The sequence below is a fragment of the Streptomyces yaizuensis genome, from assembly GCF_034961445.1.
GTDB lineage: Bacteria > Actinomycetota > Actinomycetes > Streptomycetales > Streptomycetaceae > Streptomyces > Streptomyces yaizuensis.
Map to the genome: position 1 here is coordinate 65,737 of NZ_BSBI01000008.1, position 23,626 is coordinate 89,362.

The 23,626-nt window shown below is 72.8% G+C and carries 19 protein-coding genes, 4 tRNA genes and 1 other RNA gene; 11 read left to right on the forward strand and 13 right to left on the reverse strand.

The features are described 5' to 3' along the window. Positions 1–97: 97 nt before the first annotated feature. From SYYSPA8_RS19845 to purS, 6 genes are all read right to left on the reverse strand, one after another. Positions 98–898 carry a maleylpyruvate isomerase family mycothiol-dependent enzyme gene (locus tag SYYSPA8_RS19845; RefSeq protein WP_323448575.1) on the reverse strand — a complete coding sequence of 267 codons (801 nt, stop codon included), beginning with the start codon at positions 896–898 and terminating at the stop codon, positions 98–100. Between the two features lie 10 nt (positions 899–908). Next, positions 909–1,859 (reverse strand): M23 family metallopeptidase, encoded by a 951-nt coding sequence (locus SYYSPA8_RS19850; protein WP_323448576.1) that lies wholly within the window; start codon positions 1,857–1,859, stop codon positions 909–911. A 93-nt stretch (positions 1,860–1,952) separates the two neighbouring features. Further along, the gene (locus tag SYYSPA8_RS19855) at positions 1,953–2,465 is read right to left on the reverse strand and encodes an ArsR/SmtB family transcription factor (protein WP_323448577.1); all 513 of its coding nucleotides are present in this window, start codon (positions 2,463–2,465) and stop codon (positions 1,953–1,955) included. A 134-nt stretch (positions 2,466–2,599) separates the two neighbouring features. Beyond that, positions 2,600–4,849: a phosphoribosylformylglycinamidine synthase subunit PurL gene (purL, locus tag SYYSPA8_RS19860; protein WP_323448578.1), complete on the reverse strand. Its 2,250-nt coding sequence runs from the start codon at positions 4,847–4,849 to the stop codon at positions 2,600–2,602. Further along, on the reverse strand, positions 4,846–5,562 hold the full coding sequence (gene purQ / locus SYYSPA8_RS19865) for a phosphoribosylformylglycinamidine synthase subunit PurQ (protein ID WP_323448579.1): 717 nt from the start codon (positions 5,560–5,562) through the stop codon (positions 4,846–4,848). The genes purL and purQ overlap by 4 nt, the downstream gene beginning before the upstream one ends. Next, positions 5,559–5,804 carry a phosphoribosylformylglycinamidine synthase subunit PurS gene (gene purS / locus SYYSPA8_RS19870; protein ID WP_078076409.1) on the reverse strand — a complete coding sequence of 82 codons (246 nt, stop codon included), beginning with the start codon at positions 5,802–5,804 and terminating at the stop codon, positions 5,559–5,561. The genes purQ and purS overlap by 4 nt, the downstream gene beginning before the upstream one ends. 369 nt (positions 5,805–6,173) lie before the next feature. Between purS and SYYSPA8_RS19875 the strand changes: the two genes are divergently transcribed. From SYYSPA8_RS19875 to SYYSPA8_RS19910, 8 genes are all read left to right on the forward strand, one after another. Next, positions 6,174–6,515: a histone-like nucleoid-structuring protein Lsr2 gene (locus tag SYYSPA8_RS19875; RefSeq protein WP_323448580.1), complete on the forward strand. Its 342-nt coding sequence runs from the start codon at positions 6,174–6,176 to the stop codon at positions 6,513–6,515. A gap of 153 nt (positions 6,516–6,668) precedes the next feature. Next, positions 6,669–6,740, forward strand: a tRNA-Gly gene (locus tag SYYSPA8_RS19880). Positions 6,741–6,819: 79 nt separating this feature from the next. Next, positions 6,820–6,892 (forward strand) — tRNA-Gly (locus SYYSPA8_RS19885). Between the two features lie 182 nt (positions 6,893–7,074). Next, positions 7,075–7,992 carry an ABC transporter ATP-binding protein gene (locus SYYSPA8_RS19890; protein ID WP_323448581.1) on the forward strand — a complete coding sequence of 306 codons (918 nt, stop codon included), beginning with the start codon at positions 7,075–7,077 and terminating at the stop codon, positions 7,990–7,992. Between the two features lie 40 nt (positions 7,993–8,032). After that, the gene (locus tag SYYSPA8_RS19895; RefSeq protein ID WP_323448818.1) at positions 8,033–8,842 is read left to right on the forward strand and encodes an ABC transporter permease; all 810 of its coding nucleotides are present in this window, start codon (positions 8,033–8,035) and stop codon (positions 8,840–8,842) included. A gap of 55 nt (positions 8,843–8,897) precedes the next feature. After that, positions 8,898–10,241, forward strand: coding sequence for a sensor histidine kinase (locus SYYSPA8_RS19900; RefSeq protein ID WP_323448582.1), 1,344 nt, complete (start codon positions 8,898–8,900; stop codon positions 10,239–10,241). Then, entirely contained in the window at positions 10,238–10,849 is a 612-nt protein-coding gene (locus tag SYYSPA8_RS19905; RefSeq protein ID WP_323448583.1) for a response regulator transcription factor, read from the forward strand. Before SYYSPA8_RS19900 ends, SYYSPA8_RS19905 begins: the two co-directional genes overlap by 4 nt. Positions 10,850–10,871: 22 nt before the next feature. Further along, positions 10,872–10,944, forward strand: a tRNA-Gly gene (locus SYYSPA8_RS19910). A 104-nt stretch (positions 10,945–11,048) separates the two neighbouring features. On the opposite strand, the gene SYYSPA8_RS19915 is transcribed toward SYYSPA8_RS19910, so the two are convergent. The 6 genes from SYYSPA8_RS19915 to ffs all read right to left on the reverse strand — a co-directional run bounded on the left by SYYSPA8_RS19915 (position 11,049) and on the right by ffs (position 19,717). Next, positions 11,049–11,951, reverse strand: coding sequence for a phosphoribosylaminoimidazolesuccinocarboxamide synthase (locus SYYSPA8_RS19915; protein WP_323448584.1), 903 nt, complete (start codon positions 11,949–11,951; stop codon positions 11,049–11,051). 94 nt (positions 11,952–12,045) lie between these two features. After that, the gene (locus SYYSPA8_RS19920) at positions 12,046–13,497 is read right to left on the reverse strand and encodes a N,N-dimethylformamidase beta subunit family domain-containing protein (protein ID WP_323448585.1); all 1,452 of its coding nucleotides are present in this window, start codon (positions 13,495–13,497) and stop codon (positions 12,046–12,048) included. Positions 13,498–13,845: 348 nt separating this feature from the next. Continuing rightward, positions 13,846–15,528 (reverse strand): hypothetical protein, encoded by a 1,683-nt coding sequence (locus SYYSPA8_RS19925; protein ID WP_323448586.1) that lies wholly within the window; start codon positions 15,526–15,528, stop codon positions 13,846–13,848. Between the two features lie 549 nt (positions 15,529–16,077). Continuing rightward, positions 16,078–17,328 (reverse strand): phosphoribosylamine--glycine ligase, encoded by a 1,251-nt coding sequence (gene purD / locus SYYSPA8_RS19930; RefSeq protein WP_323448587.1) that lies wholly within the window; start codon positions 17,326–17,328, stop codon positions 16,078–16,080. Between the two features lie 58 nt (positions 17,329–17,386). Then, positions 17,387–19,558, reverse strand: coding sequence for a DNA polymerase III subunit gamma and tau (locus tag SYYSPA8_RS19935; protein ID WP_323448588.1), 2,172 nt, complete (start codon positions 19,556–19,558; stop codon positions 17,387–17,389). 60 nt (positions 19,559–19,618) lie between these two features. After that, positions 19,619–19,717, reverse strand: an RNA gene (gene ffs, locus SYYSPA8_RS19940) — signal recognition particle sRNA small type. 71 nt (positions 19,718–19,788) lie between these two features. Between ffs and SYYSPA8_RS19945 the strand changes: the two genes are divergently transcribed. The 3 genes from SYYSPA8_RS19945 (at position 19,789) to SYYSPA8_RS19955 (ending at position 21,513) form a co-directional block, all read left to right on the forward strand. Next, a tRNA-Ser gene (locus SYYSPA8_RS19945) sits at positions 19,789–19,876 on the forward strand. A gap of 407 nt (positions 19,877–20,283) precedes the next feature. After that, positions 20,284–20,772: a hypothetical protein gene (locus SYYSPA8_RS19950; protein WP_323448589.1), complete on the forward strand. Its 489-nt coding sequence runs from the start codon at positions 20,284–20,286 to the stop codon at positions 20,770–20,772. A gap of 288 nt (positions 20,773–21,060) precedes the next feature. Then, a complete protein-coding gene (locus SYYSPA8_RS19955) occupies positions 21,061–21,513 on the forward strand; it encodes an arsenate reductase ArsC (RefSeq protein ID WP_323448590.1) in 453 nt (150 codons plus the stop codon). A 292-nt stretch (positions 21,514–21,805) separates the two neighbouring features. Here the strand turns inward: SYYSPA8_RS19955 and SYYSPA8_RS19960 are convergent, their stop codons facing one another. Further along, positions 21,806–23,623, reverse strand: a complete 1,818-nt coding sequence (locus tag SYYSPA8_RS19960; RefSeq protein WP_323448591.1) for a stealth family protein — start codon at positions 23,621–23,623, stop codon at positions 21,806–21,808. Between the last annotated feature and the right edge of the window lie 3 nt (positions 23,624–23,626).

Genomic DNA, 23,626 nt, shown 5'->3' on the forward strand with positions numbered 1-23,626 from the left:
ACGGATCACGGCGTACGGGTTCGGGTGCGGGCATGGGTGCCGGTGCCGGTGCCGGTGCCGGTGCAGGTACGGGTGCGGGCGCCGACATCGGGCCGGGTCAGCCCAGCACCGGCAGCAGCCCCGACAGGTCCGCCCGCTCCCCGCTCGCGGAGATCCGCGCCGCGTCCAGCTCCGCCGCCCAGCCGGCCCGCCCGGTGGCCAGCCGTACCCAGGTCAGCGGATCGGTCTCCACGACGTTCGGCGGGGTGCCCCGCGTGTGCCGGGGACCCTCGACGCACTGGACCACCGCAAACGGCGGAATCCGTACCTCCACCGCCCCGCCCGGGGCATCCGCGGCCAGGGCGTCGGCGAGCAGCCGGACGGCGGTGGCGAGGGCCTGGCGGTCGTACGGCACGTCCAGACCGGTGGCGTCGTTCAGGTCGTCGGTGTGGACGATCAACTCCAGGCAGCGGGTGACCAGCACATCCGTCAGCCGCATGGGGGCCAGCCGGGTCATGACCGGACGATCGCCGTCGAACGGGTCCGCGAGCGCCGGGCCGATCGCGTCGACCGCAAGGCCGAACGCGTCGGCCACGCCGTCGCCGGCGGCCTCCGCCCCCGCCCGTACGTCGTCGTCGATCGCGCCCGCCACGGACCTCACCCGCGCCGGCCACTCCAGGAGGGTCAGCCCGGCCTTCGGGGGCGCGGGCAGGGTCAGGGCGTGCGTCAGCGTCCCCAGCACCATGGAGAGATGGGCGACCAGCTCACGGACCCGCCAGCCGTCCAGCCGGGTCGGGCCGTCCAGCTGCTCCGGGGTGAGGGTGCCGACCGCCGACCGCAGCGCGGCGGCCTGCGCGAGGACCGCCGTACGGGTCTTCACGGCGTCGTAGGAACGGGTGCGCTGCTTGGCCGGGGGCATGCCCCCGAGCCTAATCGGCGACGGCCGGCGGATTCGACGGCTTTTCGGGGGTCGCGGCGGTCATGGCGGCCGCTGCGTCCACGGTGGCGCGCTCCTCGGCCGACCGGGCGGTGAAGAACTCCCCGCCCGCCGGGAGGCCGACCCCGCGCCAGCGGAACGGGATGCCCCGGGCCGTGTCCAGGTCGGTGCCGTCCATGAGGTGGAAGTGGACGTGCGGCTCGGTCGAATTGCCCGAGTTGCCGCAGCGCGCGATCCGCTCGCCCGCCCGGACCCTGTCCCCCGCCCGGACCGCGAGCGAACCGCGCTGGACGTGCGCGTACACGGCGTACGTACCGTCGCCGAGGTCGAGGACGACCCGGTTCCCGACGATCAGACCGGGGCTCAGCAGCTCCCGCAGCGGCGCCTCCAGCAGCATCAGATAGGCCACCATCAGCAGCGAGTTGCGGCTGAGATGGTCCCGCTGCCGGTCGGAGGCGTGGACGACGGTGGCATCGGCGACGGCGTACAGGTCCTGGCCGAAGGCGGGAAAGGCGCTGTTGCGGCGGACGAGGGGCCACAGCAGGGCGAACGCGGGCCGCGTGGACGTCCCCGGGGCGGACCCCGGCTCCTGCTCCGGCTCCGGCTCCGGCTCGGCCGTGATGTCGATCGCGTACGTCTGGCCGTAGGCGTGCGTGCCGTGGCTCGGCACCTTGTCGGCGGGGCTGTTCGTCGCCGACCAGCGGCCCCGGACCGGCGGTTCGATCTCCACGGTGAAGGGCTGGTCGCGTGCGGCGTGCTCCTTGCCGGCCGCGCGGCTGGCCACGGCGCCGAAGACGGTCATCAGCACCGCCGGCGTCAGCACCAGCCAGAGGGGCAGGTCCATCCCGAGCAGGAGATCGCAGACGATCAGGACCACGAAGGCCCTCCCGAAGAACCGGAGGAGGACCATCGGCAGTTTGCGGGTACGGATCGATGCGGGCATGGCGGTGTTCCCCCTCAAGTCCCCTTCGGGGCGGTGTACGCGGTGCACGGAAAAGACGGCCGGAAAAGGTGGACGGAAAAGGCGGACGGCGGGTCAGACGGGGCGGGACGCCGAGACCATCACCAGCAGGGGCACCACCCGCGCGGGCGGCACCTCGTACCGGCCGCGGCCCACGGTCCGGAGCCAGCCGACGGCGGTGAGCTGCCGCAGATGGTGGTAGATCTGGCCGGTGGTCCCGAGCCCGTCCAGCTCGGCCAGGGCGGCGGCCGTGTTCCGCCCGCCGACGATCTCCCGCAGCAGCCGCAGCCGTACGGCGTGGCCGAGCGCGGCGAACGCGTCCGCCGTCTCCGTCCAGTCCACGTCCAGCAGGGCGCTCGTCAGCTCGCCGTACTGCCAGTCGTACCGCTCGCCGGTCGGCAGTCCCACCGTGCCCGTGAACAGCACACCGCCATCGGCCGCGGCCGGACCCGCCGCCGCCAGCCGTTCCTTGAACCCCGCCAGCGCCCAGAAGTCGCCGCCCGGCGGCGGCTGGGGGGCGTGCTCGCGCTCGCCCTCCAGTGCCGCGATCCGGCGCTCCAGCGCGGCGACCCGCTCCTCCAGCTCCATGGCCTTGAATATACGTAACTACGTAATTACGTGCAACAGTGAGGGGAGAACGGCGGGAAAACAGGGACGGGCCCCCGCTCCTCCCCGGAAAGGGGGGAGCGGGGGCCCGTCAGGAGCGGACGCCTGCCGCAGGCTCAGGCGAGCAGCGCCGGAATCGTCTCCTCGTGCGCGGTGCGCAGCTCGCTCAGCGGAATGCCGAACTCGCCCTGCACCTCCACCGTGTCGCCGTCCACGACGCCGATCCGGGTCGCGGGCAGGCCGCGCGCGCCGCACATGTCGGTGAAGCGCAGCTCCTCGCTGCGCGGCACCGAGACCACCGCCCGCCCCGCCGACTCGGAGAAGAGGAAGGTGAAGGCGGAGAGCCCGTCGGGGACGACCAGCCGGGCGCCCTTGCCGCCGCGCAGCGCCGACTCGGCCACGGCCTGGATCAGACCGCCGTCCGAGAGGTCGTGGGCGGCGTCGATCATGCCGTCGCGGGAGGCCGAGATCAGGATCTCGCCGAGCAGCTTCTCGCGGTCCAGGTCGACGGCCGGGGGCAGCCCGCCGAGGTGGTCGTGGACCACCTGCGACCAGGCCGAGCCGCCGAACTCCTCGCGGGTGTCGCCGAGGAGGTAGAGCAGCTGGCCCTCCTCGCCGAACCCGATCGGGGTGCGGCGGGTGACGTCGTCGATGACGCCGAGCACCATGACGACGGGCGTCGGGTGGATCGCCGTGTCACCGGTCTGGTTGTAGAGGGAGACATTGCCGCCGGTCACGGGGGTGCCGAGCTGGAGGCAGCCGTCGGCGAGCCCCCGGGTGGCCTCCGCGAACTGCCACATGACCCCCGGGTCCTCCGGGGAGCCGAAGTTGAGGCAGTTGGAGATCGCCAGCGGGCGGGCGCCGGTGGCGGCGACATTGCGGTACGCCTCGGCCAGCGCGAGCTGGGTGCCGGTGTACGGGTCCAGCTTGGCGTACCGGCCGTTGCCGTCGGTCGCGACCGCCACACCGAGGTTGGTCTCCGCGTCGATGCGGATCACGCCCGCGTCCTCGGGCTGCGCCAGCACGGTGTTGCCCTGCACGAAGCGGTCGTACTGGTCCGTGATCCACGCCTTGGACGCCTGGTTGGGCGAGCCGACGACCCGCAGGACCTGCGCGCGCAGCTCCTCGGCGGTCCCCGGCCGGGCCAGCCGGCCCGCGTCGTCGGCCTGGAGGGCGTCCTGCCACGCGGGGCGGGCGTAGGGGCGCTCGTACACCGGGCCCTCGTGGGCGACGGTGCGCGGCGGCACGTCCACGATCTGCTCGCCGTGCCAGAAGATCTCCAGCCGCTCGCCCTCGGTCACCTCACCGATCACGGTGGCGATGACGTCCCACTTCTCGCAGATCTCCAGGAAGCGGCCGACCTTGGCGGGCTCGACGATCGCGCACATGCGCTCCTGCGACTCGCTCATGAGGATTTCCTCGGGCGAGAGGGTCGCGTCGCGCAGCGGCACGGTGTCCAGGTCGATCCGCATGCCGCCGGAGCCGGCGCTGGCCAGCTCGGAGGTGGCGCAGGAGAGCCCGGCGCCGCCGAGGTCCTGGATGCCCGCGACCAGCTTCTCCGCGAAGATCTCCAGGGTGCACTCGATGAGCAGCTTCTCCTGGAAGGGGTCGCCGACCTGGACGGCGGGGCGCTTGGCCGGGCCGGTGGACTCGAAGGTCTCGGAGGCGAGCACGGAGACGCCGCCGATGCCGTCGCCGCCGGTGCGGGCACCGTAGAGGATGACCTTGTTGCCGGTGCCGGACGCCTGGGCGAGGTGGATGTCCTCGTGCCGCATGACGCCGATGCAGCCGGCGTTGACCAGCGGGTTGCCCTGGTAGCAGGAGTCGAAGACGACCTCGCCGCCGACGTTGGGCAGGCCGAGGCAGTTGCCGTAGCCGCCGACGCCCGCGACCACGCCGGGCAGGACCCGCTTGGTGTCGGGGTGGTCGGCCGCGCCGAAGCGCAGCGGGTCGACCACGGCGACGGGGCGGGCGCCCATGGCGAGGATGTCGCGGACGATGCCGCCGACGCCGGTGGCCGCGCCCTGGTAGGGCTCGATGTACGAGGGGTGGTTGTGCGACTCGACCTTGAAGGTCACCGCGTACCCCTGGCCGACGTCGACGACTCCGGCGTTCTCCCCGATGCCGACGAGGAGCGCGTCGTTCTCGGGGGCCTTCTCGCCGAACTGCCGCAGATGGACCTTGCTCGACTTGTACGAGCAGTGCTCGGACCACATGACCGAGTACATGGCCAGCTCGGCACCGGTGGGACGGCGCTGAAGGATCTCCCGGATCCGGGTGTACTCGTCCTGCTTCAGGCCGAGTTCGGCCCAGGGCTGGGCGGCGTCCGGGGTGTCGGTGGCGTGCTTGACGGTATCGAGGGTCATGACGTGACCAGCTTCTTGATGACAGAGGTGAAGAAGGCGAGACCGTCGGTGCGGCCGGTGCCGATCAGCGGCTCCACGGCGTGCTCGGGGTGCGGCATCAGGCCGACGACATTGCCCTCGGCGTTGGTGATGCCGGCGATGTCCCGCAGCGAGCCGTTGGGGTTGGTGCCCAGATAGCGGAAGGCGACCCGGCCCTCCGCCTCCAGCTCGTCGAGGACCCGCTCGTCGGCGACATAGCGGCCGTCGATGTTCTTGAGCGGTACGGAGATTTCCTGGCCGGCCTCGTAATCGGCGGTCCAGGCGGTGTCCGCATTCTCCACCCGCAGCCGCTGGTCGCGGCAGATGAAGTGGAGGTGGTTGTTGCGGAGCATGGCTCCCGGGAGCAGATGGGACTCGGTGAGGATCTGGAAACCGTTGCAGATCCCGAGCACCGGCAGGCCCGCGCGGGCCTGGTCGATGATGGTCTCCATCACCGGCGAGAACCGGGAAATGGCCCCCGCGCGCAGATAGTCGCCGTAGGAGAAGCCTCCGGCGAGGACCACGGCGTCGACCTGCTTGAGGTCCTTGTCGCGGTGCCAGAGGGGGACCGGTTCAGCCCCTGCGAGCCGTACGGCCCGCAGGCTGTCCCGGTCGTCGAGCGTCCCGGGGAAGGTGACCACTCCGATCCGGGTGTTCCCCGAGGGGCCCGGCTCGGAGGCAGTGGTGGAGGTCACGACTCCACCTTCACGACGAAGTCCTCGATGACAGTGTTGGCGAGGAACGTTTCAGCCATCTCGTGGATGCGGGCGAGGGCGGCTTCGTCGACCGGCCCCTCCACCTCCAGCTCAAAACGCTTTCCCTGACGAACGTCCGCGATCCCGTCGAATCCGAGGCGGGGCAGTGCGCGCTGCACCGCCTGTCCCTGCGGGTCGAGGATCTCGGGCTTGAGCATGACGTCGACTACGACGCGTGCCACGGGCACTCCCGGTGATGTGGTGCGAAGGCGGTTCCCTCAGCGTACCCGGCCCAGAAATCTACTCGCGTAGATATGGGTGGATATAGGAACACTCCACACGGGAACACGGACGGGGCAACGGAGCGAGGAAATCCGGGAGAAAATTCCGGCCTACATTGATCGGACACGCGCAAACAATTGGGTGGGCTTCACAATGCACCGGTGGGCGCTGTACAAAGGAATGCAGAGGACAGCACCTTTAAACCCCTCGACAGCCGGAATGCCGGTGTCCCAGCATGTCAGCGCGGGCACGCAGTCGACGGACACCCCCGGGGTGTCCCTGCCGCCCCCGTCGGACCGGCGGGGAACCGCGGGAAAGGACCGATATCCGTGGCGCAGAGAGTAGTGGTCACGCTCTTCGACGACATCGACGGCGGAGAGGCAGCGGAAACGGTCAGGTTCGGCCTGGACGGGAAGTCGTACGAGATCGACCTCAATCCAGCCAATGCCAGGAAACTGCGCAAGGCCCTGGCGCCGTACCTGGCGGCGGGCCGGAAGCAGGCCGGGGCGGTGCGGCACGGGCGGCGGCCGCGCGCGGTCGCGTACACGCACACCGCACTGGAGCCGGCCCCCGCCGCGGTCCGGGCCTGGGCGCAGTCCAACAAGATGGACGTGCCGGCCCGGGGACGGATCCCCAAGGCGGTCTACGAGGCGTTCCGCAAGGCGAGTTGAGCCGGAGGGACGCCGGGGGGACGCCGCGCGGGAACGGTCCACAGTCCGGTCCGAACCTGGTTTCGATCTTGAGTTGCGCGGCACCCCCCTCCGTGGGCTAAAGTATGGATCACGCCGAGGGGCAAGGCCCGAAAGGACCAACCTCAGCAGCGTGCGGGTGTAGTTCAGTAGCAGAACATCCCCCTTCCAGGGGGAAGGCGCAGTGTGCAATTCCTGTCACCCGCTCTGATCGCCTTACCGACCACTGATGTGGATCAGGTAGAGTGGTGGTCGCACCGCCCAGTGAGAGCTGAGCGGGAGCAATGCGGACGTAGCTCAGTTGGTAGAGCGCAACCTTGCCAAGGTTGAGGTCGCCAGTTCGAACCTGGTCGTCCGCTCAGAGTGAAGGCCCGGTTCCGTTCTTCGGAACCGGGCCTTTTCGTATGCCCGGAGATCGAGGGTTCGGGTGCCCGGGGCCGGGGTTTCCGGGAATCGCCCGGCACATCCCATGACATTTGTCATGAGCACCCATGACAGGACGCACTGCCCGCGCCGCCGGGGCGGCGGAATGCTTCCGTACATGACCACAGACCAGTACGTGATCACGGTGGACGAGCTGCGGCGGAGGTACGCGGGCGGCTTCGAGGCCGTGAGCGGGATCAGCTTCTCCGTGGCACGCGGCGAGATCTTCGCGCTGCTCGGGACGAACGGCGCGGGCAAGACCTCCACCGTCGAGCTGCTGGAAGGGCTCGCGGCCCCCGCCGGCGGCACAATCCGGGTGCTCGGCCACGACCCGTACCGCGAGCGGCGGGCCGTCCGCCCCCGGATCGGGGTGATGCTCCAGGAAGGCGGCTTCCCCTCCGACCTGACCGTGACCGAGACCGCGCGGATGTGGTCCGGCTGCACCAGCGACGCCCGTCCGGTCCCCGAGGCCTTGGCCCTGGTGGGTCTCGGCCACCGGGCGAAGGTACGCGTCAAGCAGCTCTCCGGCGGTGAGCGGCGGCGGCTGGACCTGGCGCTCGCGCTGCTCGGCCGGCCCGAGGTGCTCTTCCTGGACGAGCCGACCACCGGTCTGGACGCGGAAGGGCGGCGCGACACCTGGGACTTGGTGCGGGCCCTGCGCGACGCGGGCACCACCGTGCTGCTGACCACGCACTACCTGGAGGAGGCGGAGCAGCTGGCCGACCGGCTGGCGATCATTCACCGGGGCCGGATCGTGACCACCGGCACCCCGGCCGAGGTGACCGCCTCCCGGCCCGCCCGGATCCGTTTCGCCCTCCCCGCCGAGGTGCCCGCGGGCCACCTCCCGCTCTCGCTGCGGGCGGCGGCCGACGGGCAGCGGATCGAGATCCGTACCCACGACCTCCAGGAGTCGCTGGGCGAACTGCTGCACTGGGCGGCGCAGGCGAGCGTACGGCTGGAAGGGCTCGACGCCCGGTCGGCGTCGCTCGAAGAGGCGTTCCTGGAGATCGCCCAGACGGACCTGGCGGGTGTGTGACATGGCGAAGACGACGACGACACGGACGGACAGGACCACGATGCCCGCGAACGGGACGGCGAACGGGGCGGCGAACAGGGCCGCCGGGACCACCGCACTGGGCCGGCTGGCCGCCCTCGGCCGGGCCGAACTGACCCTGCTGATCCGCAACCGGACCGCGCTCACCGTGGCCCTGGTGATGCCCCTGGTGATGGTGTTCGCCATCCAGACGTCCCTGGAACGGCTCGATCTGGAGAAGGTCGGGATGAGCCTGGCCGAGGCGTCGCTGACCGCGGGCATCGGCATGGTCCTGATCATGGTCGTCCATGTGAACCTGGTCTCCGCCTACACCGCCCGCCGCGAGGAACTGGTCCTCAAGCGGCTGCGCACCGGCGAGATCTCCGACCCCGAGATCCTGGCCGGAACCGCCCTCCCCGCCGTCGGCATCGCGCTCGCGCAGTGCGTCCTGCTCGTCGTCGCCGGGACCGTGGCCATGGACCTCGCCGCGCCCGCCCGCCCCGATCTGCTGCTCGCGGGGATCGTGCTGGGGGTGCTGGTCTGCGTCGCGCTGGCCGCCGTCACCTCCGCCGTCACTCGGACCGTGGAGAGCGCGCAGATCACCACCATGCCGATGTTCCTCATCTCACTCGGCGGCTCGGGGCTGCTGGTGCCGGTCTCGCTGATGCCGGACGGAATGGCGCGGATCTGCGAACTGCTGCCGCTGACCGGTGTGATGACCCTGATCCGGGCCGGCTGGCTGGGCGGGGCGGACGGCCGGGACCTCGCGGTCGCCGCCATCGGCGCGCTGGTCTGGGCGGCGGTCTCGGTGTTTGCTGTTCAGCGGTGGTTCCGCTGGGAGCCCCGGCGCTGAGGAACGGGCCGGCCGGCGGCCCCGGGCGAAGGAGTGGTGGAGCGGTGCGGTGCGGGTGACGGGCTGGAGCGGACGCTGGAACAAGCGCAGCGGGCTGGCCAAGGTCGACCTCTACACCCGGGGGACGATCTACCTCCTCGTCTGGACCGGGGTGGCGACGCTGGTCGTCCTCTTCCTCTCGGCCGAGATGTGGGCCCAGGCCCCCTGGGTGCTGATCGTGGCCGGGCTGCTGCTCGGTCTCGCCGAAGGGCTGCTGTGCGCCCGGCTGGCCCGCCGGGCGATGGACGCCTATCTGGGGCACGGGCCCCGGCCCGGGCGGCTGTTCTGGTGGACGGCCGGTGTGGCCGCCGCGGAGACCCTGGTCGTCGTCGCCACGGCGCGGGCCGGTGCCGTGGCGCCGATGACGGCGCTGCTGGCGGTGACGGCGCTGCCGCTCAGCAGCGTCCATGCCCTGCTGGTGCCGAACCGGACCATCGTGCTGACGCAGCTCGCCGTACTGCCCGTGGTCTGGGGACTGGTGTCGCTGGCCCCGATGACGGCGGGGGACCGGCTCTTCGCGGCCGTCTTCGTGACCTTCGTGAGCGCGTGGATGGCGTTCACCGCGCGGGCCTCGATGTGGATCCTCGCCGTGATGTGGGAGCTGCGGGAGGCCCGTGACGTGCAGGCGCGGCTCGCGGTCGCGGAGGAGCGGCTGCGGTTCGGCCGCGATCTCCACGACGTCGTGGGCCGCAATCTCGCCGTCGTCGCGCTGAAGAGCGAACTGGCGGTGCAGCTGGCCCGGCGCGGCCGGCCGGAGGCCGTCGACCAGATGCTGGCGGTCCAGGAGATCGCGCAGGACACGCAGCGCGAGGTGCGCGAGGTCGTGCGCGGCTACCGGGAGGCCGATCTGCGGGTCGAGCTGGAAGGGGCGCGGAGCGTCCTGACGGCGGCGGGGATCACCTGCACGCTCGTGGCCGACGGGCTGGATCTGCCCCAGGACGTCCAGTCGACACTGGGGTGGGTGGTCCGGGAGGCGGCGACGAACGTGCTGCGGCACGGGGACGCCCGGCGGTGCACGGTCTCGGTGGCCGAGGTGGACGGCGCGGCCGTCCTGGTCGTGGAGAACGACGGCGCCGAGACGAGGTCCCGCGCGCGGGGCGGCGGGGAGCGGGCGGGCACGGGGCTCGCCGGGCTGCGGGAGCGGCTGACCGCCGTCGGCGGTGAACTGGTGGCGGGTCCGGGGCGGGACGGGCGCTTCCGGCTGACGGCGCGGATTCCGCTGGACCGGGCCGACGCGGTGGATACCGTGAGTCCTGTGAGTCCTGTACCGGCGACGGATGCCACGGGCCCGGTGGAGGCTCCCGGTGGGAAGCCCTCGGTGATCCCGCAGAACCCGGCCCCCCTGGGGAGCACCGGATGACGCCCGTACGACTGCTCCTCGCCGACGACGAGCACCTGATCCGGGGCGCGCTCGCCGCGCTGCTCTCCCTGGAGGACGATCTCGAAGTCGTCGCCGAGGCCGCGTCGGGCACGGAAGCCCTCGCCATGGCCCGCGCCCACCGGCCCGATGTCGCCGTCCTCGATCTCCAGATGCCGGGTGCCGACGGTGTGAGTGTCGCCACAGCGCTGCGGACCGAACTGCCCGGGTGCCGGACGATGATCGTCACCAGCCATGGCATGCCGGGGCATCTGAAGCGGGCGCTGGCGGCGGGGGTGCGGGGCTTTGTCCCGAAGACCCTCAGCGCCCAGCGCCTCGCGGAGATCATCCGTACCGTGCACGCCGGAAACCGCTATGTGGACCCGGGGTTGGCGGCCGACGCCATCTCGGCCGGGGACTCGCCGCTGACCGCCCGGGAGGCGGAGGTGCTGTCGTTCGCGGCGGACGGAGCGCCCATCGCGGAGATCGCGGAACGGGCCTCGCTGTCGCAGGGGACCGTACGGAACTACCTCTCGTCGGCGGTCTCGAAGCTGGGCGCGGAGAACCGGCACACGGCGGTGCGTCTCGCCCGCGAGCGCGGTTGGGTATAGTTGTCAGCGCGCCACGGCGCATGCGGACGTAGCTCAGTTGGTAGAGCGCAACCTTGCCAAGGTTGAGGTCGCCAGTTCGAACCTGGTCGTCCGCTCAGAGTGAAGGCCCGGTTCCGTTCTTCGGAACCGGGCCTTTTCGCATGCCCCGGATCGAGGTGCCGCCGGGGCCCGTTCCCTCGGGCCCCGGCGGCCGCACCGCTCAGGACCAGGGCAGGCCGGTGAGCATCTCGTACGCCTCCAGATACCGCGACCGGGTCGCCGCGACGACCTCCGCCGGGAGCGCGGGCGGCGGCTGCTCGGAGCGGCGGTCCCAGCCGGAGGCCGGGGAGGTCAGCCAGTCCCGGACGTACTGCTTGTCGTACGAGGGCTGCGCCCGCCCCGGCGACCAGGACGCGGCGGGCCAGAACCGCGAGGAGTCCGGGGTCAGCACCTCGTCCGCGATGACGAGCCGGCCGTCGGCGTCGAGACCGAACTCGAACTTCGTGTCGGCGAGGACGATGCCCCGCTCGCGGGCGATGTCCCGGGCCCGGCCGTAGACGGCGAGGGTGGTCTGCCGCAGCAGGGCCGCCGTCTCCGCGCCGACCTCGCGGGCCACCTCCTCGTAGGTCACGTTCTCGTCGTGGTCGCCCACGGCGGCCTTGGTGGCCGGGGTGAAGATCGGCGCGGGGAGTTCGGAGCCGTCGGTGAGCCCCTCGGGGAGCGCGAGACCGCAGACCGTGCGAGTCGCCTCGTACTCGGCCAGACCGGAGCCGGCCAGATAGCCGCGGGCGACGCACTCGACGGGGACCATCCGCAGCGAGCGGCAGACCAGGGTGCGGCCCTCCCAGTCGGCGGGGGCGCCGGCCGGGAGGTCGGTGGAGAGGACGTGGTGGGGGACGAGATCCGCGAGCTGGTCGAACCACCAGAGGGAGAGGCGGGTGAGCACCCGTCCCTTGTCGGGGATCTCGGTGGGCAGCACCCAGTCGTACGCGGAGATGCGGTCACTGGCGACCATGACCAGGTCGCCCGCCTCGTTCCGGTAGAGATCGCGCACCTTGCCGGTGTGCAGATGGGTGAGCCCGGGAACCTGCAACGGTTCGGGCTTTTCTACAAATCCGGACACGGTTCCTCCCCGTGGATACAAACGACTGGTGCTGATTCTCCCGTATGCGGGGGCAGCGGTTCCGCGGAGGGTCGGCGCAGGGCTTCGCGAGGGTCTAGTCCCGTTTGCAGATCCGGTCGAGGAGGTTGGCCGTGGCGCGCTGGATCCGGGGGTCGACATGGCCGGGCCGGTCGAGCGCCGGGGACCAGGCGAAGGTCCCGGACGCGAAGACGAGCGCGCCGGAGGGGGCGCGGTACAGGGAGGTCTCCTGGTGGCGGGCGATGCCGCGCGCGTCCCGGTAGGGGGAGTGGGCGAGCAGCACGCGGCGCAGATGCGCGGGGAGCGAGGTGCGGGGGAAGTAGCGGTCGGCCTCGCCCGCGACCAGGCCGGGGAGTTCGTCGCCCTCGGCGGCGCCGGTGGACTCCCAGAGCCAGTGATCGGCGTTCCGTACGACCAGGGGGTGCCGCTCGGGCACCCGGCCCGCGTACTGGATGCCGAGCAGATGCTGTTCGGCGCGGTCCGCCTCCCGCCAGAGCGCGGACTTCCCCGGGCCCCGGCGCTTGCGGCAGGTCAGCAGCCGGTCGGGCATCCCGGACGGTGACGGGCTCAGCCCGACCTGCCAGTACATGGTGTTGGCGGACAGAAAGACCAGGGATGTGCCCTGGTCGCGGGCGGCTTCGGCGGCGCGGCGCATGGGCACCGACCAGTACTCGTCATGGCCGGGGAAGACCAGGCCCCGGTAGCGGGAGGGGTCCACGCGGCCCGCGTGCAGATCGCGGGCCTCGGCGTAGGCGAGGTCGTAGCCGTACCGGTCGGCCCAGCGGATGAAGTCGTAGGCGTGGCCGACGTGGAGGGGGAGGCCGGCGCCCGCGTAGGGGCGGTCGAAGGAGACGGTGACGGCGGCGTCCCGCTCGCCGAGGAGGTGGCCCTCGTCGTCCCAGGCGTGGTAGAAGCTGGCGCCGGTGCGGCCGTCCTCCGGATAGAGGTTGTACGCCTGCCAGGTGACGTCCGGGAGGAGGAGCAGCAGGTCGGCGGGGTGGTCGTCGCGCACGGTGAAGGGGATGTGGGAGCGGTGGCCGTCGGCCGTGGTGAGCACGGCGACATGGGCGCCGACCGACCAGTGCGCGGGGATCTGGAGCCGCCAGGAGAGCCACCAGTGGTGGCAGGAGACCGTGCGGTTGGCGGTGAGCGGGGGCGGCTGGACGATGCCGGCGAGCCGGGGGCTGGTGGTGATCTTCGAGGCGCCGTGCCCGGCGTAGTGCCCGATGCGATAGATGTCGATCGAGAACTGCTGGGGCGGGTCCACCGTGATGTGGAAGTCGATCGACTCTCCGGGGGCGACGGCGCTGGTGGCGGCGAAGCCCTTGATCTGGCGGTGGACGTCGTCGGCGCTGCGGAGGGTCCGCCCCTGCCGCCCGGGCTCGGCGTACCAGGGGACGAGTCTGCCGGTGTCGGAGAAGTAGTGCTCGTTCCCGCGCAGCCAGGGCAGGGGGCCCTGTCCGAAGGGGTCCGACACGGCGTGGGCGAGGGCGCCCGATTCCCAGCGCCTGGTGTGCTCCGCCCCCATGTGCCCTCCCCCGCCCGGTGCCCCCGGAACCGTGTCCCCCCGCGCCGGACGACCGGCGCCGGGCTCCAGCACATCACATAACGCATGCGAGCGGTCACCCTTCGTCGCGAATTGGTGCGGAGGTGACCGATTCACGGGGGTCGTCGGACGGGCGCACGGGGTGGTGCGGGGCGGGCGGGTGTTGACGAGGGGGGCGTGCGGGGGCGCGGGGGCCGGCACGGGGCGTGCGGGCCCGCGCCGGGTCGGGCCGCACCGGGGCGCCGGGCCGAGGCCGTGGGCCCGGCGGAGGCCTGTGTGACGGACCCTGGGCCGGTCCTGATCCAGGCCTGGGCCAGTCCTGGGCCAGTCCTAGACCAGGCGTACGGGCTTCTCCGGGCGGACGCCCATGCCCGCCAGCCAGGCGCGCAGGGGTCTGGCGTCGCCGTCCTCCGTCAGGCTCAGGACCGGGGACATGAGATCGGCGCAGCGCCCACCGCGGATCATCAGCGCCGGGCCGTCGAGCCAGTCGAGCCCCGGGGCGGCCCCGGCGGTGTCGACGGCGGCGCAGCAGACCATCGCGGCGACGTGGTCGGCGAGCAGTTCCCGTCCGCTGCGGGGCGGCTGGAGCGGGAAGAGGGGCAGCGGGTCGGCTCCCCAGCCGTGGAGGACATCGCCCTGGCTCTTGGCGACGGGCGTGCCGGCGCCCGCCTCGACGCGCTGGCGGGCCGCCTCCTCGCGGGCGACCGCCGCGCTGATCGCGGCGGCCAGGCCCTCCCCCGCGTCCTCGCCGCACTCGGAGAGCCGGGACATCACCCGGGTGAGGGTGGGGCCGCCGGGGGTGTCGGACGGGGTGGCGCCGAGGTCGTCGAGGACCCGGTTGAGCCGGGCGGCCTCCGTGCGCCACTTCCGGTCGACGACCTCTTCCGGATACTGCTGCCAGTCCACCGGTGACCAGCTCACTCCGGTCTCGGCGGGCCCTCCGTGGAACAGTCGCGCCGCGAGCAGGGACGCGGCCTCGTCGATCAGCCCCGGCTCCTCCAGGAGATCGCAGGCGGGCCGCTCCCCGAGCCGGGAGGCGAAGCCCTCGGCGAGCCGGTCCCGGCGGGACAGCTCGGTGAGGGCGGAGACCACGCCCGCGTCGAGCCGGGAGGGCCAGCGGCCCATGCGCCAGGCGGGGAGCGCCACCCGGGTCAGCAGCCGGTCCCACCCCGCGTAGGCGAGGCCGACCTGCTCCTGGGCGACGATCCGCAGACCGTAGTCGACCGTCTGGGCGCGCTCGGAGGCGGCGGCGGCGACCCCGCGTTCCATCTCCCCCGCGTAACTCTGGCAGCTGTGCAGCAGCAGCCGGGCGATCCGTCCCACCAGACGCAGGAACGGGCCGCGCAGATGCCGCACGGGACCGGGCGGGCCCGGGGCGGCCGCGACGGCGACCGCCGCGTCCAGGCCGCGGACGAAGCGGCGGGCCGCGGCTATGTCGGGGTGCGCGGAGGGGGCCGTACCGGCGACGACGGGCGCGAGCAGGGCCCGCAGCTCCGCCACCCGCATCCACCACAGGAAGGGCGAGCCGATCACGAGGACCGGGGCCTCGGCGGTCCGTCTGCGGCGCCTGCCCCGTATCGCCGGGGATATCGCGTGCGCCGGATGGGTGCGGTCCTCCAGCCAGCTGTCGCAGTCGGGGGTGAGCGCCAGCGCCGAGGGCGCGGGCACGTCGAGCCGCTCGGCCAGATCCCTGACCAGCCGGTAGAGGTCGGGGGCGGAGCGCTCGGGCAGCTCGACGGTGGGGCTGAGCGCGGGACTGGCCCGGACGATCACGGCGGCGACGGCGAACGCGAGCAGCAGCACCACCACGGCCACCGCCCCGACGGCCCACCGCGCGGCGTCCCAGAGGCCGCCGCGGGTATGGCCGGTGGCCTCCCCCGCGACCAGCACGACGGCGAACGCCGCCGGGAGCAGGGCGACGGCGAGCGCTCTGCCGCGCACGCGCAGCACGGCCAGCGCCCGTGAGCGCGCCGCCTGCGCACCGATGGATTCACCGATCCCGGTCATGGACACGGCCGGTCCTCACCCCCTCTGCCCTGCGACGGTGTTGGTCACTCCCCCACTGTGGCACCCGCCACCGACATCGCAATGCCGGTGGGCCAAGTGCCGGAACGCTTGCGCCGCACCCTAGTTGGGGTGGCGGCGGCCGTCATCCGGATGGCTCACTCGTCACCCGATGGAATGGCGTTGGGTAATGGTGATGACGGATGGGAAGCGGCGGCGGTTCAGCTGTGGGCAGGGAACGCGCTGGAGCGCCGCTGGAGTCCCACGGGGGCGCCGTAGCGGCGGGGCGAGGGGTGTCTCACGGGTCGGTGTGCGCCACTCGTGTCCCGGGGGGCGCCGGGCGGCGCGGGGGTCCCGGAGCCCTCCCGGGGCCCGGGACATGCGTGCCCACTCCCCCGTAACGCAGGGGGTTTCCGCAGGTCCCGGGGGAGGCCGTGGGTGCCGTGGGCAGGACGGCGCCAGGGGCGCACCCGTGTCGGGTACGCCCCTGCTCACCGTCGTCTTCCGGCCGCTTGTTGCGACCTCGGCTTCCGGCTGCGGGTCCGGCAGTGCGGAGGATCAGCCCTCGGCGGCCTGGCGGGCGATGTCGGTACGGTGCTGGGCGCCGTCCAGGCGGATGCGGCCGATCGCTTCGTACGCCCGCTCGCGGGCCTGGCTGAGATCCGCCCCGGTCGCGGTGACGGAGAGCACCCGGCCACCGGCGCTCACCACGGAGCCGCCGTCCCGCCGGGTCCCGGCGTGCAGGACGTAGGCGTGCGGGGCGTCGTGCTCGGCGACCTCGTCCAGGCCGTCGATCGGGTCACCGGTACGAGGGGTTCCGGGGTAGTTGTGGGAGGCGACCACGACGGTGACGGCCGCGTCGTCGCGCCAGCGCAGCGCGGGCTCGTCGGCGAGGGTGCCGTCGGCGGCGTGGAGCAGCAGGCCGGCGAGCGGGGTGAGCAGCCGGGCCAGGACCACCTGGGTCTCGGGGTCGCCGAACCGGGCGTTGAACTCGATCACCCGTACCCCGCGCGAGGTGAGGGCGAGCCCGGCGTACAGCAGCCCGGTGAACGGGGTGCCCCGGCGGCGCAGCTCGTCGACGGTCGGCTGGAGGACGGTCGCGAGGACGTCGTCGACCAGCTCGGGGTCGGCCCAGGGCAGCGGGGAGTAGGCGCCCATGCCGCCGGTGTTGGGGCCTTCGTCGCCGTCGAGGGCGCGCTTGAAGTCCTGGGCGGGGGTGAGCGGGACGACGGTCACGCCGTCGGTGATCGCGAAGAGGGAGACCTCGGGGCCGTCCAGGTACTCCTCGATGACGACGCGGTCGCAGGCGAGCGCGTGCTCACGGGCGACGGCGAGGTCGTGGGTGACGACGACGCCCTTGCCGGCGGCGAGGCCGTCGTCCTTGACGACGTACGGGGCGCCGAAGGCGTCCAGGGCCTCGTCGATCTCCTTCTCGTCGACGCAGACATAGCTGCGGGCGGTGGGCACCCCGGCGGCGGCCATGACCTCCTTGGCGAACGCCTTGGAGCCCTCCAGCCGGGCGGCCTCGCGGGACGGGCCGAAGCAGGGGATCCCGGCGGCGCGCACGGCGTCGGCGACTCCGGCGACGAGCGGGGCCTCGGGGCCGACGACGACCAGGCCTGCCTGGAGTTCCGCCGCGAGGCGGGCGACGGCGTCGCCGTCGAGCTGGTCGACCGGGTGCAGCTCGGCGACCTCGCCGATGCCGGCGTTTCCGGGCGCGCAGTGCACAGCGGTGACGTCGGGGTCGAGGGAGAGAGAGCGGCACAGGGCATGTTCGCGGGCGCCGCCGCCGATGACGAGGACCTTCACGGCGTCAGCCTAACCGGCGCGGTGCACCGGCCTGTACTCCCGTCCTAAGCAGTGGTCACTACTCGTTCGTATATTCCTCCACAACCGTGGCGCCCAGCTCGCGCACGATGAGGTCGTGACCGGAGAGCGCGGAGTCCACGAGGTCCGGGTCGTCGTCCTCGGGCATGTCGTCCTCCGGCGGGACCGGGGGCGGGCTGTACGCGTGCGCCGGGGCGGCGGCGGGCGGGGGCGCGGACGGCTGCGGGGCGGACGGCGCCGGGGGCCGGGGCGCGGCGGGCTGCGCGGGCGGCGGCGGGGACGCGGGCTGGTACGGGCGGCCGCCGCCGAAGCCGCCGGGGGCCGCGGGGGCGGGCGCTCCGGAGCCGCCGGAGGGGTCGATGATCGCCTCGATCTTCCACTGCACGTGGAACTGCTCGGCGAGGGCCTGCCGCAGCACCTCCTCGCTGCCGCTGCCGGTGAAGGTGTCACGGGCTCCGGCGTTGAGGAAGCCGAGCTGGAGCGTGGTGCCGTCGAAGCCGGCGACCTGCGAGTTCTGGCTGAGGAGGATCCAGGTGAAGCGGCGGCGGTTCTTGACGGCCTCCAGGACGTCCGGCCACATCGACCGCACCTGGGCGGCGCCCTGGGCCGCGGCGGCGGACGGGGCCTGGGCGGCGGGGGCGGCCTGCGGCTGGTGCTGCTCGGGCGCGGCGGGAGCCGGGGCCTGCTGGGGGGCAGGGCGGGGGCCCTGTCCGGGGGCGGTGGCGGTGGGCCAGCCACCGGGCCGCCGCTCGGCGGGGGCTGCGGGGGCTGCGGTCTCGGCGGGGCCGGCCGGGGGCGCGGTGGCGGCGGGCCAGGCGCCGGGCCGGGCGCCCTGGGCGGGGGGCGCGGGAGGTGCCGGAGCGGCCTCGGGCTGCGGCGCGGGAGCCGGGGCCACGGGAGCCGGCGCTGCGGGGGGTGCGGCGGACACGGGCGGGGCCACCGGCGGCGGAATCGGACCGTCCGGGCCCGGCATATGGGGAGCCGCCCCGGCACCGGGGACATATCCCATGGTGGGAGCACCGGCGGGGAAGCTGACGGCCGGTCCGGCGGCCGCCGCGCCCCGCTCCAGCCGGTCGAGCCGGGCCTGGAGGGAGCGCTCGTCGCTGAAGGCCGCGGGCAGCAGCACCCGGGCGCAGATCAGCTCCAGCTGGAGCCGGGGCGAGGTCGCGCCGCGCATCTCGGTGAGCCCCGCGTTCACCAGGTCGGCGGCCCGGCTCAGCTCGGCCGCGCCGAAAGCGGACGCCTGTGCCTGCATCCGCTCCAGCACGTCGACGGGGGCGTCGATGAGGCCCTTGTCCGCGGCGTCGGGCACGGCGGCGAGGATCACCAGGTCCCGCAGCCGCTCCAGCAGGTCCGTCACGAAGCGACGGGGGTCGTTGCCCCCCTCGATGACCCGGTCCACGACCTCGAACGCGGCCGCCCCGTCCCCGGTGGCGAACGCGTCCACGACGGAGTCCAGCAGCGAACCGTCGGTGTACCCGAGCAGGGAGGTGGCCATGGCATACGTCACACCCTCCGCGGTCGCCCCGGCGAGCAGCTGGTCCATGACCGACATGGAGTCCCGCACGGACCCCGCCCCGGCCCGCACGACCAGCGGCAGCACCCCGTCGGCCACCGGGATGTCCTCCTGGCCGCAGACCTGACCCAGGTACTCCCGCAGGGTGCTGGGCGGCACCAGCCGGAAGGGGTAGTGGTGGGTGCGCGACCGGATGGTGCCGATCACCTTCTCCGGCTCGGTGGTCGCGAAGATGAACTTCAGATGCTCCGGAGGCTCCTCGACCACCTTCAGCAGGGCGTTGAAGCCCTGCGGGGTGACCATGTGGGCCTCGTCGATGATGTAGATCTTGTACCGGCTGCTCGCGGGGCCGAAGAACGCCTTCTCGCGCAGCTCACGGGCGTCGTCCACACCACCGTGAGAGGCCGCGTCGATCTCGATCACATCGATCGAACCCGGTCCGTTGCGCGCGAGGTCCTGGCAGGACTGGCACTCCCCGCAGGGCGTCGGCGTCGGCCCCTGCTCACAGTTCAGACAGCGGGCGAGGATCCGCGCACTGGTCGTCTTCCCGCATCCGCGCGGCCCGCTGAACAGGTACGCGTGGTTGACCCGGTTGTTCCGCAGGGCCTGCTGCAACGGGTCGGTGACATGCTCCTGCCCGATGACCTCGGCGAAGGACTCGGGGCGATATCGGCGGTACAGCGCAAGGGACGACACATCTACGAGGTTATCGGCCCCCACCGACAACCGTCCCCGTCCCACTCCCCGGGCCCCACCAACGCAAGCGCCCCCCACGCACCCGCCAGAGCCGACCTACCCTTGCTGCCTTCCGGCCCTGGGGGAGTTCAGTCAGATAGCGCCACGTGAGGGGCTGCACACAGGGTACCCGATCCCCGGGGTGGGAACGAGTTCGCGAGCACTCCCCAACGTCTTGTATTGTTTGCCGCGGAGGATTCGCCTAGTGGCCTAGGGCGCACGCTTGGAAAGCGTGTTGGGGGCAACCCCTCACGAGTTCGAATCTCGTATCCTCCGCCAGTGCCTCACCGGGCACTAACGTCGAAGGCCCTCACCGCAAGGTGGGGGCCTTCGACGTTTCCCGCTCCCGGCCCCTCGTGTTCCTTCCGCCCCTCCGGGATGCCGTGAGGATCGAAGGAACGGCCGCAGCGGTATGACGTGCGCCACGGAGCCACCCCTTCCGCACCCCCGCACATCCCCCGCCGGTCTGCCGCGCCCCCGGGGCGGGCGGGGTCTTCGCGAGGTCGCCAAAGGCGTTCAAACCAGACTGCTGGCATGAAATATCGGCACTTTTCAGTCAAATTCACCTCATCCGACGGCGGAATGTCATGGACACGAACGGTATTTCTGTACAGTGCGGCTGCTCCATCGCACGACTGTTCTGCCCATCGAAATGTTCCGACCGAACGCGATTGGACAGGTGTGCCATGCAGATTTCTTCTTCGCAGCTCGCGCCCCGCAAGCCGGCCGGCAGGCTCCGGCGGCGGGTCGCCGCCCTGTTCGGCACCGCGGCATTGATCGTCACCGCCGCGTTCGCCGGGGCGGCCCCGGCCGCCGCCGCGCCCGCCGGGCCCGCCGGGGCCACCTTCGTATGGTCCTGTTCCGGGTCTCCCATCCCGGCGGGGTGGGTCCTCATCAACTACAACCCCCAGGGGTGCAGCGGCGCGGGCGCCTGGCTCCAGGTGCCCGCCCAGGACGGCCTGTGGACCTGCGGGGGATCGCCGATCCCGCCGGGGTACGTCATCATCGGCTTCAACACCAACGGATGCGCCGGCGTCGGCACCTGGTTCCAGATGATCGCCCGCCCCGGCCTGGCCATCTGCCCCGGTTCGCCGGTCCCGCCCGGGTTCCGGCCCGGAAACTGGGCCGCGCACTTCTGCAACGGGCTGGGCGGCTGGAACCTCCTCCGCGCCTGACGGAACGGCCGGGAGCCCGCACCGGGGCGCTCCGGCACCGGGCCGAGGGGTCCCACCGTGCGCGGTGGGACGCCTCGGCCATTCCGCCGGTGGACCCACCGGCCCGGAGAGACCGGCCCCGTGGGCGGCCGGGCCCAGGTCAGGCGGATGCCTCTGTCGATCGTGTTCGGCCTGCTCGTGATGATGTCGCTGGTGCTGAACTGGATCGTCGGCCCGACACGGCCACCGCCCCTGCCCCTGCCCCTGCCCCTGCCACCGCCATCGCCATCGCCACCGAAGGTCCCGCCCATGTCTGACACACCGAAGCCGTCCGTCCTCTTCGTCTGCGTCCACAACGCCGGCCGCTCCCAGATGGCCGCCGCCTTCCTCACCCGCCTCGCCGGCGACCGCGTCGAGGTCCGCTCCGCCGGATCGGCCCCCGCCGACACGGTCAACCCGGCCGTCGTCGCCGCCATGGCCGAGGCCGGCATCGACATCTCCGCCGAGACCCCGAAGATCCTCACCGTGGACGCCGTCCGGGCATCCGATGTCGTCATCACCATGGGCTGCGGCGACACCTGCCCCGTCTTCCCGGGCACGACGTATCTGGACTGGACACTGGACGACCCGGCCGGGCAGGGCACCGACGCCGTACGGCCGATCCGCGACGACATCGAACAGCGCGTCCGCGAGCTGCTCACCGGCCTCGGTATCGCGGAGGATGGCGGCGTGCGACAACCACAGGACCGCCGAACCCGGTAAAAGGTGACGGCGACGATCCCCGAGGAGACCCGAGGAGACCCGTGGAGAGGCCGGCGAACGGGGCCTCTCGGCGTATGCGGCCGAAGCCCTGCGCTTCAAGCGCGACCGCGACCGCGACCGGTTCAGCGAACTCGTCGACTGGCTGGAGGAGGAACACGGGCCGGTCACGGAACGCGAGCGCGCGGCGCTGCACGACGAGCTGGACGATCTCGACGCCGAGCACGCGCGTCGCACGGCCGGGAAGAGCCGCGCGGGAGGAGCCTCGTGACGAAGCGGCCCCGTGCCGGCCGCCTCAGTCCCAGTGCTGGGCCTCCCTGCGCGTCGGCTGCGGCGGGACGCCCGCCGTCAGCGGTGCGAACGGGCGCGGGGCTGGGCGGGCCGCGCCCTCGAAGCGGCTGGGGAAGGGGTACTTCCGTTCCAGGAAGGTGCGGATGGCGGCCTGGGCGCCCGATCTGGCCGCCGGGGCGGTGTCCACGTCGTTGAGGCAGAAGAAGTCGATGTCCTCGCCCGCCGCGAGGCGGTCCAGGCGGCGGCGCATGTCCGGGGCGCCCAGTTGGACATAGCGGAAGCGGTAGTCCTCCGCGACGGCCCGGCCGGTCGCGATCGCCCAGTGGTGGTGGAGCGTGGCGGCCGGGGCGATGTCGGAGGTGGAGCGGAAGCGGGAGTACGAGGTCCGCTCCAGTTCCTCGATGCCGAGGCCCTCCATCTCGCGCATCACCGACAGCAGCTGGGGATGCGGAGTGTGCAGCGACTTGTGGGTGATGTACCTGCCGTGGAAACGCATGATCACTTCGCGGGCGTTCTTGCCGGCGGAGTTCGGGGCCGGCTCCAGCGGGTGGGCGGCGCCGACGCCCAGTTTCAGCGGGGACAGGGGGATCCGCGCGATGCCGTTGCCGTGGAAGAAGTGTTCGGCCCGGACCGGGCGGTTGATGAACACGTCGTCGTTGAAGTAGAGGTAGTGCTCCGACAGGCCCGGTATGTGGTGCAGCCGGCTCTCGATCGCGTGCGAGTTGAAGACGGGGAGCGCGTCGGCCGGGAGGATGTCCCGGTGGTCGACCACCGTCAGGCCCTCCGCGTGCGGGTCCAGCCAGGCGGGGACCTGGGAGTCGGTCACAAGGTAGACATGCCGGACGAACCCGGCGTACATCTCCAGCGAGCGCAGCGCGTACTTCAGCTCGTCATGGCTGGTGTAGCGGGAGGCGCCGGTCTCGCGCGCGGCGATGGTGTTGTCGGAGCCGGCCTGATGGGCCCGGCGCTTCGCGGCCAGCGCCGGGTCGTCGCCGTCGACCCACGTGTACACGACGTCCACGGGGAAGAGGACCTCGTCCACGCCCGGTTCGGCGAACGGGACGAACGTCGGCACGCTGCGGCGGCGGCCCGCCACCGCCGTCGACTGCTGCGCCGCCACCGGAAGCACCTCCGAGACGGGGTTGCGGCGGGGGGCGACGAGCGCCGGGCCGAAGACGTCCGGCAGCCGGCTGCCGGGCACGGTGAGCCAGGAGGGATCGGCGCCCGGCGCGTCGCCGAAGGCCAGGCCGTACCGCCAGAACTCGATGTCGCAACCCGCCTCCAGGCCGGTGAGCACCTGCCCGCCCGGGCCCAGGCGCACCACTCCGGTACGGAGCACCGCGGCCCGCCGCAGCGCCCGCGGCAGCCTCCCGTCGGCCCACAGCACCGCCCTGGTCACGGCGCCGTCCTGGCCGACGGCGCCGACATATCCGACGGCGTCGGCGAAGCGCCGGCCCGCCCCGGTCAGGACCGCTTCGCGGTAGCGCTCCTCGACGCCGATGACCTGCCGCGGGGCGCCGTGCCCGTGGTCGACGGGGACCAGGAAGTACGGGGTGCCCAGCTCCTCCAGCAGCGAGCACACCCGTTCGAGATCGGCCTCGACGGCGTCCTCGGCGGTGTAGCCGGCGACGGTACGGCCGTACAGGCGCACCGGCCCGAAGGTGATGCCCCGCACTCCGGGGACGGCGGAGCGCAGGCGCCGCCGGGCCCGGGCCGCACGCAGCGCCCAGAGCCGGGCCGCCAGCCAGAGCCCGAGGCGTATCAGCAGGCCGCGGGCGGCCCGCAGGCCCCCGGACGCCGCGACGCGGTGACGGATGTCCATGGC